Origin of the sequence: [Scytonema hofmanni] UTEX 2349 (assembly GCF_000582685.1) — a bacterium.
Taxonomy (GTDB): Bacteria; Cyanobacteriota; Cyanobacteriia; order Cyanobacteriales; family Nostocaceae; genus Hassallia; species Hassallia hofmanni.
Genome location: NZ_KK073769.1, coordinates 585,717 through 604,775, shown reverse-complemented (window position 1 = coordinate 604,775; position 19,059 = coordinate 585,717). Strand labels below are relative to the sequence as shown.

Below are 19,059 nucleotides of genomic sequence, written 5' to 3'. Positions count from 1 at the left end.
GCATTGATAAAACATTGCCAGTTTTAATCAAGACAGCACTCAACTAAGGAATTAGGAGAAAAGAGTCCATGTTAGACGCATTTGCAAAGGTAGTTTCTCAAGCTGACTCCAGAGGCGAGTTTTTGAGCAACGAGCAATTTGATGCCTTGAGCAACTTAGTTAAAGATGGTAACAAGCGCTTGGATACCGTCAACCGCATCACCAGCGGTGGTTCCAAAATTGTTACCGACGCTGCTCGTGCTTTGTTTGAAGAACAGCCTAATTTGATTGCTCCTGGTGGTAATGCTTACACCAACCGTCGCATGGCTGCTTGCCTGCGCGACATGGAAATCATCTTACGCTATGTAACCTACGCGATCCTGGCTGGTGATTCTAGCGTGCTTGATGACCGTTGCTTGAACGGCTTGCGCGAAACATACCAAGCTTTGGGTACACCTGGTTCTTCCGTGGCAGCTGGTGTTCAAAAAATGAAGGATGCTGCAATCAGCATTGCTAACGATCCTAACGGTATCACCAAAGGCGATTGCAGCCAATTGATTTCTGAAGTAGCTGGCTACTTTGATCGCGCAGCTGCTGCGGTTGGTTAATTTAAAACAAAAAAAGTCCGAAGCCTAAAGATTTAGGTTGATAGGCAAAAGCTACGAAAAAAGAAGGAGATTATACACAATGAAAACACCAATTACCGAAGCGATCGCAGCTGCTGATACCCAAGGACGTTTCTTGGGCAACACCGAACTCCAAGCCGTTAACGGTCGTTTTGACCGCGCAGCTGCCAGCATGGAAGCTGCTCGTGGATTGACCTCTAATGCTCAACGCCTAATTGATGGCGCAGCTCAAGCTGTTTATCAAAAGTACGGTTACACCACCCAAACATCAGGTCCTCAATTTGCTGCTGATTCTCGTGGTAAAGCTAAGTGTTCCCGTGACATTGGTCACTATCTACGGATTGTTACTTACAGCTTAGTAGCTGGTGGCACTGGTCCTTTGGATGAGTACTTAATTGCTGGTTTGGATGAGATCAACCGCTCCTTCGACTTGTCTCCCAGCTGGTATGTAGAAGCTCTGAAGCACATCAAATCTAATCATGGTTTGAGTGGTCAAGCTGCTAACGAAGCCAACACCTACCTCGACTACGCAATCAACGCATTAAGCTAGATAGCGATCGGGCCCGGAGAGGGATGCAAGTGCTGGATGAAATCACCTAGCAGTTGGATCTCGCTCCGGGCATCGTTTTATCTGGAATATAGATAAAAAATACTTATCACACGCACGCAGCAAGAGCAGCCGACGACGTAGTGCTTTCGACAAGGGGGAAATAAAAATGGCGATTACAGCAGCAGCATCCAGGCTAGGAACAGAAGCTTTTAGTGAAGCAGGACGAATTGAACTGCGTCCCAATGCCACGAAAGAAGACGTGGAAGCAGTGATTCGTGCCGTGTATCGGCAAGTCTTAGGAAATGACTATTTGATGGCATCAGAACGCCTCAAAAGCCCAGAATCACTACTGCGGGATGGCAACCTAACAGTGCGGGAATTTGTCCGCAGCGTTGCCAAATCAGAACTTTACAAAAACAAGTTTTTCTACAATAGTTTCCAAACTAGGGTAATCGAACTCAACTACAAGCATTTGTTGGGTCGCGCTCCCTACGATGAATCAGAAGTAGTTTATCACTTGGATCTATACGAAAACCAAGGATACGACGCGGAAATAGACTCATACATTGATTCAACCGAATATCAAACCAACTTCGGCGACAATATTGTGCCCTACTATCGCGGTTTTGATGTGCAAGCAGGTAGCAGAACTGTCGGTTTTAACCGGATGTTTAGGTTATACCGGGGTTATGCCAACAGCGATCGCTCGCAAGTAGAAGGCACAAAATCTCGCCTCGCACGGGAATTGGGAACCAATAGCGCTTCCTCAATTGTTGGACCATCAGGTAGCAACGATAACTGGAGTTTCCGCGCCAGCGCAGATGTAACACCCAGAAGAAATATGGGTAACGCAGTGGGTGTAGGCGATCGCGTTTACCGCATCGAAGTAACCGGACAGCTAAGTCCTGGGTATCCCCGCGTGCGTCGCAGCAGCTACGCCATCGTCGTACCCTACGAACGGCTTTCGGAAAAGATGCAGCAAATCCAAAAGCAAGGTGGCAAAATCGTCAGCGTGTCACCAGCTTAATTGGTAGTTGTTAGTTGTTAGTAGTTAGTGGATAGTGGATAGTTGTCAAGAAATTGAATTAACAATTAACAACTAACAACTAACAACTAACTACTAACAACGCTCCAATGATGAACGCAAAATACTAAAGGAGAAATTAATCATATGTTCGGTCAAACCACAGTTGGTACCGGTGGCATTTCTAGCGCAAGTAGCCGGATGTTTCGTTACGAAGTCACAGGCTTGCGACAAAACTCCGAAAACGACAAAAATAACTATGAAATCCGTAACAGTGGCAGCGTGTATGTCACAGTTCCATACAACCGGATGAATGAAGAAATGCAGCGGATTACACGTATGGGCGGCACAATTGTCAAAATTGAGCCGTTGACAGCTCAATCAGCACTTGGTGCAGATAGCTAATTTCAAGAGCATAACTAAGACGAGGGCAATGAGAGAAAATGGCGCGGAAGAACATCTAGCAGAAAACGCACCACCGCTAAACTCTGAACAAGCGATCGCCAATCTGACATCACCAGATACAGGTCTTCGCTATTACGCAGCTTGGTGGTTGGGCAAATTCCGCGTTAATTCCAAAGCTGCTGTAAATGCTTTAATTGCAGCGTTAGAGGATGAAGCCGACAGAACAGAACTCGGAGGCTATCCTCTGCGACGCAATGCAGCAAGAGCGTTAGGGAAATTAGGCGATACACAAGCTGTTGATGGCTTAATTAAGTCCTTGGACTGCCCCGACTTCTACGTGCGTGAAGCATCTGCCCAATCTCTGGAAATGTTGCGTGCCTCAGATGCCGCCCCAGCACTGGCAAAACTGTTAGAAGGGGGTGTTGCCGCAGCCATCCAAGTACCCGGACGCCCGCACTTAGTCCAGCCCTATGAAGCCGTATTAGAAGCTTTGGGAGCGATTGGGGCAACAGAGGCTATTCCCCTAATTCAACCTTTCCTAGAGCATCCACTACCACGACTGCAATGCGCCGCAACTAGAGCAATGTACCAACTAACACGAGATACCAGTTATGGCGATCGCTTAGTGAAAGCGTTGGACAGCGACGATCTAAAATTGCGCCGCGTTGTCTTGGGGGATTTGGGTGCAATCGGATATCTAGCAGCAGCAGATGCGATCGCGATCGCAAAAGTTGAAAATAGCTTTAAACTCATCGCTCTCAAAGGATTGTTAGAGCATCAACTCCAAAGAGAGTTAGATGCACTTTCACTTAATGATGACACCATCCGGGTGATGAACCTGATGGATGCGCTTTTGTAGTTATTAGTTATTGGTTAGTGGTTATTGGAAAGAGTGTTAGTGGTCAAAAACCAACAACTAACAACTCTAACAACTAACAAACAACAACTAACACTCTTAGCAATGATTAAAGAACTAATTAGCGCCGTCGAGTCGGCTGATTCACCAGCCTTGATGGTGGCAGCAGTGCAGAAGTTGGTAGCCGCGAAAGATGAAGCGGCAATTCCTACCTTAATTGCTGTGTTTGGTTATAACAACCCAACCGCAGCTTCTTTGGCAGTTGCCGGACTGGTGGAATTGGGGGAAGTAGCAGTGCCGCAATTGCTCTCTCAAATTGATGATTATAATTATGGCGCACGGGCTTACTCGATTCGTGCCTTGAGTGCGATCGCTGACCCCCGCGCTATAGAAATATTACTCACAGCTGCCGCCACCGACTTTGCCCCAAGTGTCCGTCGTGCCGCTGCCAAAGGGTTAGGAAACTTACACTGGCATAAACTGAACGATAAAGATCGCGTATCTGCCCTGTCTCGATGTTTGGAAACATTAGTCAATATTTCTACTGACTCAGACTGGTCAATTCGTTATGCTGCTGTCGTCGGGTTGCAAGCATTGGCGAAAATTCCTGATTTGCGATCGCCTATTCAGGCTAGATTCAAAGAAATGCTCTTCACTGACACCGAGAAAGCAGTCTGTGCCCGCGTACAACTAGCGCAATTAAAAGTGTAGAGACGCGATTTATCGCGTGTTGTAAAGATGCCATTTATCGCGTCATGGATTTATATCATAAAAAAAGGTAAAAGTCAAGATGACAATCCCACTACTTGAATATACTCCCAACTCGCAAAATCAGCGTGTTGAAGGGTACGAAGTACCTAGCGAAGACACCCCACAACCTTATCGGTTAACACCAACCTCTGAAGATGCAGATATTGATGCCATCATTTGGGCAGCATATCGGCAAATCTTCAGCGAACACTTAATTTTAAAAAGACATCGCCAAGCCTTTTTAGAATCACAACTGCGAAATCGGGCGATTACCGTTCGCGATTTGATTCGCGGATTAGGTAAAACTGACGTTTATTGGGAACTAGTTGGAGAAACTAACTCTAATTACCGCCTAGTTGACATCAGCTTAAAGCGGTTTTTAGGACGTGCTAGCTACGGCAAAGACGAAGAAATTGCATGGTCAATTGTGATTGCCACCAAAGGCTTGCACGGTTTCATCGACATCTTGCTTGACTCCGAAGAGTATCTAAACAACTTTGGCAACGACATTGTACCCTTCCAACGCCGCCGCTTTAAAGATAGACCCTTCAACTTAGTTAACCCCCGGTACGATGCATATTATCGCAATCGCCTATTGGGACAATACTTAGAAGGACGTTCCTTTTATCAAGCGGTACGCACAGGAGAATCTGTACAACGCGGAGTTCGTCAAGCAATTCCGGACACATTCTTGTCAATGGCTGCGAGTATATCACCAGGCGGGATGGATTACCAGCGATCGAGCGATCGCGCCAGAAATTACATTTCAAATATCAGCCTGCCTGAGTCCTCCAAACAAGGTACACAAACTATCGTCAAACCTACGGAAGTTGCTTTGCCTTATCGTTACATCCCAGGAAACAAAACAACCTAGGAAATCGCGTAATGGTTAGTAGGAGCGTAGATAGTCGATAACTGTTAACCATCAACTAACAACCACCCACTATCAACAACCAACAACTAACAAAAACAACAAGACAAATACCAATGTCAATCCCTCTACTACAATACAAACCCAGTTCTCAAAACCAGCGCGTAGCTGGTTATGAAGTCGGTAACGAAGACACCCCCAGAACTTACCGCATAGAAGACTGTGGTTATGATACCGAAATCCAAAACTTAATTTGGGCTGCTTATCGGCAGATTTTCAGCGAACACGAAACCCTGAAATTTCACCGCCAAAAAAACCTCGAATCTCAGTTGAAGAACCGCGCAATTACCGTGCGCGACTTCATTCGGGGTTTGGCAAAATCTGAGGCGTTTCGGCGTTTGGTAGTAGAGACAAACTCTAACTACCGCATCGTTGAAGTTTGTCTCAAACGGCTTTTGGGGCGCACGTCTTATAATAAAGACGAAGAAATCGCTTGGTCAATCAAGATAGCAACCCTCGGTTGGGGTGGCTTTGTCGATGCATTGCTAGATAGCGAAGAGTATCTAACCAACTTTGGCGAGAATACAGTTCCCTATCAACGACGTCGGTACAAAGATAGACCCTTTAACTTAGTGACACCTCGCTACGGTAATTACTGGCGCGATAAGGAAGAAAATGAGCGTTACAAGTCTGGCGATATCAGTAACTTCCTAGAGATGGCGAGTGGAATTCAGATTAGGACTGTTAACCCTACACCAGTTAGCACTGCTAATATCCAAATTCCTGACATGACAAAGAATACCAAGCCCCAAGGTATTCCTGTTTCTGTTAGTTCCAGCGCTAGTTTTCCCTTCCGGTAAATTGATTTGAGATTAAATCTAAAATCCCAAATCTAAATAAGGGACAATAAATAAAGAGTCAGGAACCCTAGCCTAAAGGCATAGGGCTTGCATGAAAATGCAAGCCATTCTGACCCGACCACCTAGTAATAGGTAGCCGTTATTTGAGTCACGACACCTTGGGATACGCAGCCAGTCCCCCGCTCTGTCGCTTGTGATTAAACAGTTCTAAGGTCACTGGAACAGTGTTGCAAGCCCAAAAAGCTCTTATAACTGGTCAAGGCTAACTTTACCCCGAAAGGGAGGCTCGTTTGAGCAAAACTGTTATGCGTACAGGGTGAAAAGTTTGAAACGGTAATTGTCCCGTTGAAAGTGCAACACAATAGCACACTTAAATTTTGTAACCCCCGTGTAATGGAGCAAATATAAATGCGTCCTGCAAGGACGAGGTTTCAGACCGCGAGGAGTTTCGATGAGGATTTTGAGTAATCAAACCTCTTTCAGTTTTCAGTTTCTCTTGCAATGACGTTTAATAAATTACGAGGAAGATTGCAGCATGGCACTGCCATTACTTCAATACAAACCCAGCAGTCAAAATCAACGAGTCAAAAGCTTTGGCAAAGCTGATTTAGATGAAGAAACACCATACATCTACAGAATAGAAGATGTCAGCAGCTATACTGACATGCAAAATATCATTTGGGCGGGCTATCGCCAAGTTTTCTCAGAACATGAGATTCTCACCTTTAACCGCCAGAAAAACCTCGAATCTCAACTGAAAAATGGCTCGCTAACTGTACGCGACTTCATCCGTGGTTTAGCCAAATCTGAGGCTTTCTACCGTTTAGTTGTCTCAGTTAATAACAATTACCGCTTAGTAGACATTTCCCTCAAGCGGTTTTTAGGTCGTTCTTCTTACAACAAACAAGAAGAAATCGCTTGGTCAATTGTGATTGGCACCAAAGGCTTTAGTGGCTTTGTTGATGCCTTAATTGATAGTGAAGAGTACACCAGCGCATTTGGCGAAAACACCGTACCTTACCAACGCAAGCGCATGGAAGGACGCCCCTACAACTTGGTTACTCCTCGCTACGGCGAAGACTTCCAAGAAAGAGAAGGCACCGTTAAAACAGACTGGCGCTTCACTCTGGACAAATACTATAGCCGCAAGTCCAAAGAACGGCGCTTGCCAGAAGGTGATCCCAGTAAATATGCGGATATGGCAGCCTCCATTGATACGTCAAATAATTACGCTCAAAAGATTTCTGCTTTTGACCTCGGCGATTTTCTCAGCCTCGTGCCATCTCGTGGTAGACGCTAGGATTTCAACTAGAAATACCTAAAATTTTATACTGGGTCTGGTTTCCGTGTTGGTGTGACAATTAGCTGATAGCTAGGCGTTGCGTTAAGTGGAGACTAGACCCAGTAGTTTTTTGTACTATAAAAAAGCGCACAATGAAATCCTCAACTAACTTTATTGTCATTGATTTAAAATTATTAGTGGAATAATTGAAAGCTACCGATTTTCCTAGGAGAAGTTTCAATGACCAAGGATGATAAAACATATGAATTGTACATTTTTAGGACTTACGCACTGATTTGAAAAATACCTCTCGTACTAATTGGACAGCATTAGAATTAATGTCAGATGATGATATTGACTACTCTGATATTCCAGCATTGACGGACGATTTTTTTGAGAAAGCGGTGTTAAAAGTCCCAATCGCGCTTACTAAAATTATTGAGCTAACAAGGATTGAATTTCTGCATTAATATTGCAACGAGCAGCTTTTTCCCCAACCTCGAACATCAAAGTTGTGAAGTAAATACGCTGACGCTGCAAAAAGCTCTCTAAAACATGAGCGCGACCCACAATATATTCTGCTTCTGATACCCAAGCATATTCCTGGCGAATGTAAAGAGCGTATTCTCGATATTGGACTGGGTTAGCAGCCAAAATTGCCAAATCAGCATCAAGTAGGACTTGACTATCAAAGTCATCTGCCGTAGCTTGATGATTTTTGGTGTTTAGAATCAGACAAGTTACAGCGCTAATATTACTAAGAGGAATGCCCAAAATACTCAGCAATTCATAAGCATAATCAGCGCTTTTTTCTTCATTCTTTTGAGCTTTCGTGTCATAAACTACATCGTGAAACCAGGCAGCAAGTTGAACCGCAGCTAGGTTTCTGGTGTAAGCTTGCAAATTGTCAATAGTTTTGAGAACGTGATAAATGTGTTTGAGCGTATGGTAATAGCGAACGCTACTAGAGTAAGCCTCAACTAAAAGATTAAATGCGTTGTGTGCTGCTAGTTGGTCTACTTCAAAACTAGAGAGTGTGTGCTGCCATTGACAAAATAATGATGAGTCAAGTTTCATTTAGACTGAGAAGTTTCCAGTATCTCTGTAACAAACGGTTCAATTGCCGATCCAATGCGATCGCCTACAAGTTGCAGTCGCTGTACATCATCTTTGGTGAATTCACAGTGACGAAACGTGCCAACATGAAACACACCACTTGCCCCCTCTTTCAGCAGCAAAGGGACACCGATCATTGATTGAATTCCCCTATTCCGCAAAATCGGACTTACAACTTCTACTTTTGACAAATCGTCTACAATCATTTGCTCACCACTTGCGGCTATATGACCTGCAAAGCCTTGCCCTATAGGAATTCGCACAGCTTCTACAATTTCTTCTTCAAGACCGATGCTAGCGCATACGGCTAATTGCTGCCCGTTCTTTGTGGGCAATAAAATCGTAATTGTATCCACATTCATTACTTGACGGATGCAGTCAAGCAGCACGGAAAGCAGATTTTCCAAAACAAAATGAGGAGATACAGTATCATCTCCTGTCTGTGAATAACTTAGTTCAGGAGTCTTCTCAATTTTAGCTAGAGCTGCACTTAGCTTAATGTCGAGGCGGCTGTTATTATCTAGTTCTTTATCTTGGCGATCGCGGATCACTTTTGCCGGCACACCCACTGCAACCGAGAACGCAGGGATATCTTTGCTAACAACCGATCCTGCACCAATCACACTACCTTGACCGATGGTGACTCCATCTAATACTGTCACTCCATGTCCAAGCCAACAATTATCCTCTATAATAATTCCCTTGCGAGTCACACCTTGTTCTCTGATTAACACATTCAGGTCAGCAAAATTATGATTGTTAGCATATATCCCCGAGTGAGATGCAATCATACAGTGCTTACCAATTTTTATGTTGCCAGGACCAGCGATACAAACGTAAGGAGCGATATATGTATTTTCACTAATATGAATAGAGCTATTTTCTAACGATCCAATTTCAACACCACGCTCTAGGGCTACTCCTTGTCCAAGATAAATTTTATTGTTTTCATGTCCTTTTGCATCTAAACGGACATTCTTGAAAATATGCACTCCATCGCTTATTTCTATGCAAGAACTGCCCAGAAATTCAACGCCGTTTTGAATATAAACTGAGCTACCAATACGGGCAATAATACTACGATATAGTAAATTTCGTAACTTTGCACCGAAAGCAATTGATGGAATCCAACCCAGGAAAGTAGTAACCAAAACTTCTTTTAATCGCATCCATCTTGAAGTAGATTGTTTTGTATTCATTGTTTGATAACTCCAAAATAAGTAGACTGTTAATATTGAAGCAATTACGCTATCAAAAGTTTCAATTAGCTGTCAATAATCAAATAATACTTTTTTAGTAACCGTGGTTGCAAAATAAATAATAAAAATCTTGGCTTTGCTGATTAGATGTATGAAAATGATTGTGCGTGATTCCAAACCCTTGTAAAGAGGCTCTTTGTATCGCGTCTCTACATCCGGATTCATGGTGCGATCAGCAACGCCAAAATCTTAATCTAGTTATGATTGCATAATGCTAAATGCGTAGATGTATCTCTGGATAGATGAATTATAGAAAGTTTTGAACAGGCTTTTTAATTGAATAATTTGCTTTTTCAAGGCAGATAAATTAAGCAAAAATTCCCGATGGATAATATTAATGTAGGATATAAGTCTTCCGACATTGTGATGCCGATCGCACTCAAAATTCAACACATCTCCATTCCCTACGATCAACTTCAGGCGATGTGCAATTAATTCCAACTGCTGTACATCACGTTCGTTAAAGTGATGAGAATCAAACGTACCGACATGTAAAACTCCAACTAATTGTTCATTGAACGGTATTGGAATACCCACAAGCGATCGCAAACCTTTCTCGCGCAGAATTGGACTGAAGACTTCCACCGCCGACATATCATCAATTATCATCGGCTGCATACTAAGAGCAATGCGACCAGCAATTCCTGACCCAATGGGAATACGGATCTGTCCTACAATCTCCTCCTCTAGTCCCAAAGTCGCGTATACAGCTAGATGCTGTTGATTTTCCACAGGAAGCAGCAGCGTTACTGTATCTACCGATATATACTCTTGCAGCCACTTGAGTAGCTTATTAATAGAGGCAACAAATTTAGCTTTTGTGTTATTTCTCCTGTTACCGACAACTACATTCCAGCCTCTATAAGGCATTGGTTGACCAGTGTGATTTCCCCAAAATATCATGCTAAACTCCAGCATTTTTTAAGCAAATTATAACTTTTTCATTTGCAAAAATCGGTGTAAATGTCACCAAATGAAATTGTCAGACAAAGCGATCGCATTTTTGCCTCGTCAAAATGAAGCATAAAGAATCAGACATACACCGCTTTTCATTTATAAATAGAGCAACGGTGTGGTCAAGTATACTAAAATTAATAGATATAGAGCGATCGCCTAAAATATAAAGCACTCGTTATTTCACACAAGCCTATGGAAGTTTTAGAACTCAAACGCGAAATCGAAACGTTATCTAATCGCCTGGGTAAAACTCAGGACTATCTTTGACATCCCTGCACTGACAGCTAAAATTCAAGATTTAGAACAAATATCCGCACAGCCGGAATTTTGGGACAACCAAACCCAGGCTCAAGAAACTTTACAAGAACTTGACAACCTGAAAGTACATTTGTCGCAGTATCATCAGTGGCAAGCCAGCTTAGAAGATACCCAAGCAGTTTTTGAGCTTTTGCAGTTAGAAAGCGATGAGGGATTACTCCAAGAAGCCGAATATACTGTCACTAAGCTTAATCGCGAACTCGACCAATGGGAGTTACAACAGCTACTTTCCGGTCAATTCGACGAAAAAGGCGCAGTCCTGACGATTAACGCCGGCGCTGGTGGAACAGATGCCCAAGACTGGACAGAAATGCTGTTGCGGATGTACACTCGTTGGGCAGAAAGGCAAGGTTATAAAGTTACTTCTAGCGAACTTTCCGAAGGTGATGAAGCGGGAATCAAATCAGTAACCATAGAAATTACAGGTCGGTATGCCTACGGCTACTTGCGATCGGAAACAGGCACTCATCGCCTAGTGCGAATTTCACCCTTCAATGCCAACGGCAAACGCCAAACTAGTTTTGCAGGGGTGGAAGTGATGCCGCAAATAGATAATACCGTAAAACTAGATATTCCAGATAAGGATTTGGAAATTACCACATCTAGAGCTGGTGGTAAAGGTGGGCAAAATGTCAACAAAGTGGAAACAGCAGTCCGAGTTGTTCACCTTCCCACCGGTCTTGCCGTCCGTTGTACAGAAGAACGCAGTCAACTGCAAAATAAAGAGAAAGCTCTCGCTCGCTTGAAAGCAAGGCTGTTAGTTATCGCTAAAGAGCAACACGCTCAAGAAATTGCCCAAATTCGGGGTGATATGGTCGAAGCCTCTTGGGGAAACCAAATCCGTAACTATGTGTTTCACCCTTACCAAATGGTAAAGGATTTGCGTACCAATGTGGAAACTACAGCGATCGGCGATGTCATGAACGGCGAAATTGACATGTTCATCCAATCTTACTTACGGCAAGAAAATCAGCTGGTTGAAAGTAATTGATATCCTCATTTGGTTTTAACTCTTTCCCGTTAGAAGTCCCGCACTGTATTCCTTCTTAGGAATCAGTGCCGGAATGAATAACGGAACAAATACGAATAGTCCTCCAATTAATATTTGGCTACGCCAAACGAAATTGGAGGACATATGAGTATTTGAGCCTACGCCGTACTGTCCAGCAGTCGGCGTAGGTACTTCACTGTTACTTGTTTGCTACTTAAATTAACAATTAAAAGCCTCAAAATCCTTTAGAGACTGAGTTATTAACCGTGTGTCCAATATTTATAAGCGCTATATGCCATAGTTACAACTCCGGTGATAATGGCAGATTCATCTACTTCAAATTGGGGATGGTGTAAAGGGTGATTAATGCTTCTATCTTTGTAGCCTACACCCAAGCGAAACATAGAACCTGGCGCATGTTCTAAATAAACAGAAAAATCTTCAGCACCAAGAGAGGGTTCGGGTAATACTTGAATGCGATCGCTCGAAAATGCTTCTTCGGCAGATGATTGTAACAACTGTGTTAAAGCATAATCATTCTGCACGCTAGGCACACCTTGGCGGTAATTAACTTGATAGCCTGCCCCGTATGAATTGCAGACATTAGCGATGATTTTTTCAATCCATTTTGGTAGATTAGCACGAGTTTCCGGATGAAGCGATCGCACGGTTCCCAACAACTGCACATGATCTGCAATCACATTCGGCGCTCTACCACCATTAATTTTCCCTATACTTAATACCACTGGACGCAACGGATTCTGCGTCCGGCTAATCGCTTGTTGCAGTGTAGTAATTACTTGCGCGGCAATCCAGATGGCATCAATCGCCTCATGAGGACGAGCGCCATGTCCAGATTCACCGATAATAATAATCTCTAGATCGTCAGCCGCTGCCGTCAACGCACCATAACGCACACCAATTGAACCTGCGGGTATTGAGGGGAAAACATGAATTCCCAACACAGCTGAGACATTTTCCATTGCCCCATCTGCTACCATCCAGTTTGCCCCTTGAGCAATTTCCTCTGCTGGCTGAAATAAAAATCGGATCTTACCAGGCAACTCCTCTGCTACTTGGGACAATACCATTGCTGTTCCCAAACCAACTGTAGTATGCACATCATGACCGCAAGCGTGCATTATACCTTGTTGACGAGAGGCATATTCCAAATTAGTACGTTCTTGGATTGGCAAAGCGTCCATATCTGTACGAATTGCCAATAAACGATTATCGTTACCAGTTCCTTGCAGTTCTCCAATGACACCAGTTTTACCAATACCCTCTTGTACATGAAGACCACTAGAAGACAAAACACCAGCAACAAAAGCTGCTGTTTGGTATTCCTGACCGCTGAGTTCTGGGTGAGAGTGAATATGGCGACGAATTTCAATTAAACGAGGCGCTAGTTTTATTGCTAAGTCTTTAATACGGGTAAGCATCGAAAAAACTAATCTACAGGCTTGTTTCCCATCATAAAGAAACGTTACCTTCTGGGGAGGGGGAAAGGGGAAAGGAAAAAAGGGGAAAGGGTAAGAAATATAGAGTTATAGTGAATAAATCTGTATTTTATTTCCATACCTTTCCCCTTTCCCCCTTTCCCTTTTCCCCTCTTATCCCCGACCCCTTTCCCCTTTCCCCCTCCTCAAATTGCCTAATGCCCTATTTTTTAGATTCCCGTGGTTTCTTTTTCGGGTCTTCTGTTCCTTCTTGCAATGACCACCCATAGGGTTTATCAGATGTGACGGTGCCAACTGGCAGAGTTGTCAGTCGGAAGTATGCCCCCCGGAAATTGGTAAAGTCCAATTTAGCACCTTTCAAGTTAGCTGCTTCCAAATTGGCGCTAATTAAACCTGCAAATCTCAAATCGGCATTTTCCAGCGATGCTGATTTCAAATTAGTACCCGTCATGGAAGCACCATACAGATTGGTAGAATTCATTACCGCACCTTCCAGATTTGCACTTGTTAAATCTGCATTCTTGAGATTAGCACCAGATAAAGTCGCACCTTTTAAGTTAGCTTCTCGTAAATTTGCTCCTACTAGGTTAGCTTGACTTAAGTCAGCACCACTCAAATCGCAGCGTGGACAAGACCTTGTTGCTTTCAAGTTATCTATGTCTTGTTGATTGAATGCAAAGGCTTGCTCTGTAAACCCTAAACAAGCTAAGAGCGTTACGGTAGCGACAACTTTAAGTTTAATATTTTTTTGCATAGAGTTAGGCTTTGAATGTATTGCTATACTGACATATAAGACTTGTTCAGTAAGCGATCGCCATGAAGAAGTAATAAAGAAGTCGTAAAAATACTGTAAATTCTCACATTTGGGCTAGTCAATAGAAAACACGCGCTTATAGAATGTATTCGTCAGCAAATATACAGAAACTCTATCGCCTACTCTTTATGAGATCCCCCCACACCTTAAGTAAAAAAACGGTTTGGGGGGATCTTTATTTATATGGGGCATTGGGCATTGGGCATTGGGCATTGGGCATTGGGCATTGGGCATTGGGCATGGGGCATTGGGCATGGGGCATTGGGGAGGTTGGTATGTAAATTGCCCTCTGTTTTGCCCACCTATATGAACAAATGATAAAATAATTATTAAAATAATATGAATTATGTTATAAGTACTAGTCAAAAGCATATAGAGATTCTACAATAGAAACATCAAGAACTATACTGAAACTCTATAACCCACTCTTTATTAAGTCCCCCTAGTTGCACGATAAAAGCAGCTAGGGGGATTTTGATTAATAGGGCATTGGGCATTGGGCATCGGGAAAAAAGAACTATTTGCCTCATCTTCCCCTGCCTCCCCTGCCTCCTTGTCCCCTTGTCCCCTTGTCCCCTCATCCCCCTCATCCCCCTCAACGCCAACCTAAAAAACGCAATCCCGGTACGATGAGATAGTGACTCACCGCTAACCAGAAGCTGACAAACAAACCGGCGAGACTAAAAAACAGAATAGTTAGCAGTAAACTCCATTGGTTGGGTGTATTGTGAAAGAGAAATGCAGTGGGCGAAAATCCGAAACTGATCAAAAGCGCAAAGACGATCGCCGTGCCTCCTGAAGCGATCGCAGCGTAAACTATGTGATGACTGCGTAGCCCTAAACCAAGGGTGAGAACAAAAACAGCAATCAAAATCGAAATCGTTGATGCTTCAATTCCATCTTGGGGTGTAATTAATTGCAACATTAACCAGCTAAATCCGTAGCCGATTATACCCATCATTGAAGCTACTATAAACCGTCGTTGTTGACCAAACCCTCCGGCAAGAGTTAATCCCCATGCGGTTCCCAAACCAGCGGTGGCAAATAAAATAATTTCAGAACCGAAAAAATGGTTAGTATTTGGGATTAATCCAAGTAAGCGTTGAGATACAACTGCGCCAACGCGATCGCCTAAAATTGTGTGATACGCCAAAATATAACCAGCAATTGTACCTACACCAGCACCGATGCAGCTTAAAACCATTGTCCAAATGGTCATCACACAAGCACCGAAGACTCTAAATATCGTCTGGATGATGAAAAGAGTAGTTTTACTTATTGCTTGCGTAAAATCGGCGATCGCTTGCCGGATAGCTTGCATAATTATGGCGAAAAAGTCTGGTTGTGGAGGTTGAGAAATTTGCGCCAAACGTTTTAAAATTATTGTTGAAGATGTTGGACGCGATCGCACATCCTCTTCTACCATTTCCGAAAGCAAATCTCCCAATTCAGGGTTGAGATTAATTCCACCACGCCAGCGCAATTCCCCAGTTTGCGGATCTTCCAACTTTGGCGGATACTTCCCTGTAAGTAATTCTATCATCGTCCGACCAAGGGCATAAAAATCAGTCCCAGGTCCGACATTACCCCCAACAACTTGTTCTGGTGGACTGTAACCAGAAGAAAATAACCTCGTTGAACCAGATTGAGAACGAAGTATTTTCTCATTAAATTGCTTTGCACCACCAAAATCAATCAACACCAAGCGACTTTCTCCAACTCCCCCCTTATTTAAAAGTGTGGTAGCTGGAAAAGTCCGCAACATTAAATTACTCGGTTTAATATCCCGGTGAAGAATTTGACGTTTGTGCAACTCCTGTAAGATTTCCACCGTTTGGGTAAGCCAACTTAACACCAATTTTTCGGGACATCCTTGAGGATATTGTTCGAGAATTTCCTCTAGAGTCAACCCATCAATTTTTTCCATTACCAAACAAGCTAATTTGCGTGGTTGTGGATTGGACAAATCTATTTCAAAATTCCCATCTTTATCGACTTTGGGAACACCAGGATGTCGCAAACTACTTAATACAGCAGCTTCTTGAGTAAACAATTCTAGTGCTTTGGCTGAATTTTCGATCAACACTTTCAGCACTTTCTCGGTTTGGCTTTTTTCATCCCAAACCGTATAAATCTGGGCAAATCCTCCTGAACCCAAACGTTCAAGAGGGATATAACGGTCTAATAACTGTAACGTTGCCCCACAACTATTACAAAACTTTTGTCCCCAAAGCTGGGGATAAGGACGTTGACAGTCAGGATTTATGCAGTGAACGTTTGAGGTACCTATCTTCAAGGCTTTTAACCATTAATATATAAAAAATGCTTATATAATGCTCAAATAGCCCAAATTAAATGTTTTAATCATTCATTTGAGTATTCTTGTTTACATCATCATGATGCTTATAGAGATACCTTCTCTAATTTAGCTGACGTGATGCGTAACTACTTAACGCCGTGTGCAACTTTCTCGCAAACCTAACCCCCAACCCCTTCCCTACGAGGGAAGGGGAGCAAGAATCAAAGCCTCTCTCCTTGTAGGCTACCGTGTACACACAAGTTATCAAATTACCCAAAATCTTGAAAAACCTCACCCTGTCCGTTCCGGACATCCCTCTCCTTGATAAGGAGAGGGAAAGATTTTAGCGTAGCTAAAAGCGAGGGTGAGGTTTTTCCGACTTGTGTGTACACCGTAGCTTGTAGGAGAGAGGAATGGAAGTGAGGTTTGACTGTACTGTACCCAAGCGAGAACCGCTATAGTTCATCTAACGCTTTAGCTATAGCCTGTCTCACAAATTCCGCATAATCATCTAACGCTTTCAGTCTGGCATTCATAGAAGGGCTAACCCTGACAGTAATTTTCTCTGTTAGTGCCTCCGGTCTATTAGTAGTTAGTTTATGAGGCTCTAAACTTTCTGGGTTCCCTTTGGGGTTAGGCATTATTGAGAAATGTGAATATAGGTTGAAACCTATGTCCGCATAGTTATAAATTAGTTTTTAGGTGAGTTACACCGTGGAAAGTTTTACTCACCTAAATCCATCAATATCAATCAACGGACATTATTATTTTATGTTCACTCGTTCGGAATTGGAAATTAAAACCCTTGGGGAACTAAAGGGACTGTGTAAGCAGTATGGATTAAAGCCACTCGGTAATCCTAGCTATAAAACTGGTTGGATTGATGTTCTATTGACGTTTGCGGCTATTGCCTTACGTCAGGTGAGGGAAGGGGAAGGATTAAGGAGAATGACCTTTAAAGGATATCAGGACTTAGGACAAGCGATCGACCAAATGGGAGAACCTACCGATCAACAAGCGGCATTAATTAGAGCAACGATGCAAGGAAAGCGTTTAGAGTATCCCCAACGCTATGAGCAAGAAACGCTGCTTAATTTGCATAAAGCTAAAATGCACTTGGAACAAGCATTAAACCTGTTAAACATGTAACAGGACTTACGCAAAATACCTCCCAAACTATTATTCCTCTGTGTTCTCTGTGTACTCTGCGGTTCGTTTTTCCATAATTATGCGCTCATTCCTGATGTAATATCATGTTCGTTTAATTAATAGTAATAAAAACATCGCAACTGTCGTAAAGACGTTCCAGTGGAACGTCTCTACAGTGTGTGTGATTTGCTGATCGCGACATAACGCACCCTACAATTTAATTTTATTTCCGGACTCTCCAATTAACATTTGAAACCGCACATCATTACGGATGCTATCAAAATCAGCGTCTGTTTTCGCCATTTCTCGATATTTGGCGTCTAAATTAATCGCTGTTTGCAGGTTTTCTATGGCTTGATCAACATCACCTAAATCACCATAGGCAGAAGCGCGATTGTACCAAACATTTGCATCGTCAGATTTTATTTCTATTGCTTGGTCGTAAGATTTAATTGCGTCTGGCAATTTTCCCTGTTTATATAAAGCATATCCGCGATTATCCCAAACTTCGTGGTAATCACTCTTTAATTTCACAGCTTCATCGTAAGAAGCAACAGCTTCTTCAAACCGTCCCAAATCAGAGAGCGCATTACCCCGGTTGTACCAAGCTTCGTGTTTATCACTCTTTATTTTCACAGCTTGATCGTAAGAAGCAACAGCTTCTTCCAACCGTCCTAAATCAGAGAGCGCAATACCCCGGTTGTTCCAAGCATCGTGGTCATCACTCTTTATTTTCACAGCTTGATCGTAAGAAGCAACAGCTTCTTCCAACCGTCCTAAATCAGAGAGCGCAATACCCCGGTTGTTCCAAGCATCGTGGTCATCACTCTTTATTTTCACAGCTTCATCAAAAGAAGCAACAGCTTCCTCAAACCGTCCCAAATTAAAGAGCGCACCACCCCGGTTGTTCCAAGCATCGTGGTCATCACTCTTTATTTTCACAGCTTGATCGTAAGAAGCAACAGCTTCTTCAAATCGTCCCAAATTAAAGAGCGCAATACCCCGGTTGTTCCAAGCATCGTGGTCATCACTCTTTATTTTCACAGCTTGATCGTAAGAAGCAACAGCTTCTTCCAACCGTCCTAAATCAGAGAGCGCAATACCCCGGTTGTACCAAGCTTCGTGTAAATCACTCTTTATTTTCACAGCTTCATCGAAAGATGCAACAGCTTCTTCAAACCGTCCTAAATTACCCAGCGCAACACCCCGGTTGTACCAAGCTTGGTGGTCATCACTCTTTATATTCACAGCTTCATCGAAAGATGCAACAGCTTCTTCAAACCGTCCTAAATTACCCAGCGCAACACCCCGGTTGTACCAAGCTTGGTGGTCATCACTCTTTATATTCACAGCTTCATCGTAAGATGCAACAGCTTCTTCAAACTGTCCCAAATTACCCAGCGCAATACCCAGCATGTACCAAGCTTTGGGGTCATCACTCTTTATTTTCACAGCGTGATTGTAAGATGCGATCGCGCTTATCATATCTTGCC

At 43.1% G+C, this 19,059-nt stretch carries 20 protein-coding genes and 1 pseudogene; 11 read left to right on the top strand and 10 right to left on the bottom strand.

All coding sequences use genetic code 11. From position 1 onward, the window contains the following. Window positions 1–68 precede the first annotated feature (68 nt). From TOL9009_RS0132785 to TOL9009_RS0132745, 9 genes are all read left to right on the top strand, one after another. Window positions 69–587, top strand: a complete 519-nt coding sequence (locus TOL9009_RS0132785; protein WP_029637600.1) for a phycocyanin subunit beta — start codon at window positions 69–71, stop codon at window positions 585–587. 79 nt (window positions 588–666) lie between these two features. Continuing rightward, window positions 667–1,155 (top strand): phycocyanin subunit alpha, encoded by a 489-nt coding sequence (gene cpcA, locus TOL9009_RS0132780; RefSeq protein WP_029637599.1) that lies wholly within the window; start codon window positions 667–669, stop codon window positions 1,153–1,155. 166 nt (window positions 1,156–1,321) lie between these two features. After that, entirely contained in the window at window positions 1,322–2,182 is an 861-nt protein-coding gene (locus TOL9009_RS0132775) for a phycobilisome linker polypeptide (protein WP_029637598.1), read from the top strand. A 144-nt stretch (window positions 2,183–2,326) separates the two neighbouring features. Further along, window positions 2,327–2,584, top strand: coding sequence for a phycobilisome linker polypeptide (locus tag TOL9009_RS0132770; RefSeq protein WP_029637597.1), 258 nt, complete (start codon window positions 2,327–2,329; stop codon window positions 2,582–2,584). 28 nt (window positions 2,585–2,612) lie between these two features. Next, complete coding sequence (locus tag TOL9009_RS0132765) at window positions 2,613–3,443, top strand: HEAT repeat domain-containing protein (protein WP_029637596.1); 831 nt, start codon at window positions 2,613–2,615, stop codon at window positions 3,441–3,443. A 102-nt stretch (window positions 3,444–3,545) separates the two neighbouring features. Next, window positions 3,546–4,151 (top strand): HEAT repeat domain-containing protein, encoded by a 606-nt coding sequence (locus TOL9009_RS0132760; RefSeq protein WP_029637595.1) that lies wholly within the window; start codon window positions 3,546–3,548, stop codon window positions 4,149–4,151. 79 nt (window positions 4,152–4,230) lie between these two features. After that, window positions 4,231–5,064 carry a phycobilisome rod-core linker polypeptide gene (locus TOL9009_RS0132755; protein ID WP_029637594.1) on the top strand — a complete coding sequence of 278 codons (834 nt, stop codon included), beginning with the start codon at window positions 4,231–4,233 and terminating at the stop codon, window positions 5,062–5,064. A gap of 113 nt (window positions 5,065–5,177) precedes the next feature. Next, window positions 5,178–5,921, top strand: a complete 744-nt coding sequence (locus TOL9009_RS0132750; protein ID WP_029637593.1) for a phycobilisome rod-core linker polypeptide — start codon at window positions 5,178–5,180, stop codon at window positions 5,919–5,921. A 535-nt stretch (window positions 5,922–6,456) separates the two neighbouring features. Beyond that, window positions 6,457–7,221: a phycobilisome rod-core linker polypeptide gene (locus tag TOL9009_RS0132745; protein WP_029637592.1), complete on the top strand. Its 765-nt coding sequence runs from the start codon at window positions 6,457–6,459 to the stop codon at window positions 7,219–7,221. Window positions 7,222–7,638: 417 nt separating this feature from the next. Here TOL9009_RS0132745 and TOL9009_RS0132740 read toward each other — a convergent pair whose 3' ends face one another. The 4 genes and pseudogenes from TOL9009_RS0132740 to TOL9009_RS0132725 form a co-directional block, all read right to left on the bottom strand. Further along, a complete protein-coding gene (locus TOL9009_RS0132740; protein ID WP_029637591.1) occupies window positions 7,639–8,280 on the bottom strand; it encodes an HD domain-containing protein in 642 nt (213 codons plus the stop codon). Further along, window positions 8,277–8,792 carry a GAF domain-containing protein gene (locus tag TOL9009_RS49850; protein WP_398345586.1) on the bottom strand — a complete coding sequence of 172 codons (516 nt, stop codon included), beginning with the start codon at window positions 8,790–8,792 and terminating at the stop codon, window positions 8,277–8,279. Before TOL9009_RS49850 ends, TOL9009_RS0132740 begins: the two co-directional genes overlap by 4 nt. Window positions 8,793–8,840: 48 nt before the next feature. Next, a pseudogene (locus TOL9009_RS49845) lies at window positions 8,841–9,518 on the bottom strand (acyltransferase); the annotation flags it as partial. A gap of 258 nt (window positions 9,519–9,776) precedes the next feature. Then, window positions 9,777–10,496, bottom strand: a complete 720-nt coding sequence (locus tag TOL9009_RS0132725; RefSeq protein ID WP_260676003.1) for a GAF domain-containing protein — start codon at window positions 10,494–10,496, stop codon at window positions 9,777–9,779. A 231-nt stretch (window positions 10,497–10,727) separates the two neighbouring features. Here TOL9009_RS0132725 and prfB point away from each other — a divergent pair. Next, window positions 10,728–11,844 (top strand): peptide chain release factor 2 gene (gene prfB, locus TOL9009_RS0132720; RefSeq protein WP_144238438.1). Its coding sequence is split into 2 segments (ribosomal slippage): window positions 10,728–10,799 and window positions 10,801–11,844, totalling 1,116 coding nucleotides; the frame shifts between segments, so codons are not numbered across the junction. A 260-nt stretch (window positions 11,845–12,104) separates the two neighbouring features. Here prfB and TOL9009_RS0132715 read toward each other — a convergent pair. The 5 genes from TOL9009_RS0132715 to TOL9009_RS0132690 form a co-directional block, all read right to left on the bottom strand. After that, entirely contained in the window at window positions 12,105–13,286 is a 1,182-nt protein-coding gene (locus TOL9009_RS0132715) for a M20 family metallopeptidase (protein WP_029637588.1), read from the bottom strand. 220 nt (window positions 13,287–13,506) lie between these two features. Beyond that, the gene (locus TOL9009_RS0132710; RefSeq protein WP_199341485.1) at window positions 13,507–14,058 is read right to left on the bottom strand and encodes a pentapeptide repeat-containing protein; all 552 of its coding nucleotides are present in this window, start codon (window positions 14,056–14,058) and stop codon (window positions 13,507–13,509) included. A 239-nt stretch (window positions 14,059–14,297) separates the two neighbouring features. Then, window positions 14,298–14,420 (bottom strand): hypothetical protein, encoded by a 123-nt coding sequence (locus TOL9009_RS49840; protein ID WP_260676002.1) that lies wholly within the window; start codon window positions 14,418–14,420, stop codon window positions 14,298–14,300. Between the two features lie 293 nt (window positions 14,421–14,713). Further along, window positions 14,714–16,414 (bottom strand): serine/threonine protein kinase, encoded by a 1,701-nt coding sequence (locus tag TOL9009_RS0132695; RefSeq protein ID WP_029637585.1) that lies wholly within the window; start codon window positions 16,412–16,414, stop codon window positions 14,714–14,716. A 458-nt stretch (window positions 16,415–16,872) separates the two neighbouring features. Beyond that, window positions 16,873–17,058, bottom strand: a complete 186-nt coding sequence (locus TOL9009_RS0132690; protein WP_029637584.1) for a hypothetical protein — start codon at window positions 17,056–17,058, stop codon at window positions 16,873–16,875. Between the two features lie 73 nt (window positions 17,059–17,131). Here TOL9009_RS0132690 and TOL9009_RS0132685 point away from each other — a divergent pair, with 73 nt between their 5' ends. Further along, window positions 17,132–17,566: a hypothetical protein gene (locus TOL9009_RS0132685; protein WP_313770086.1), complete on the top strand. Its 435-nt coding sequence runs from the start codon at window positions 17,132–17,134 to the stop codon at window positions 17,564–17,566. Between the two features lie 210 nt (window positions 17,567–17,776). Here TOL9009_RS0132685 and TOL9009_RS41290 read toward each other — a convergent pair. Next, on the bottom strand, window positions 17,777–19,059 hold a 1,283-nt coding region (locus tag TOL9009_RS41290), incomplete at its 5' end, for a tetratricopeptide repeat protein (protein ID WP_144238481.1).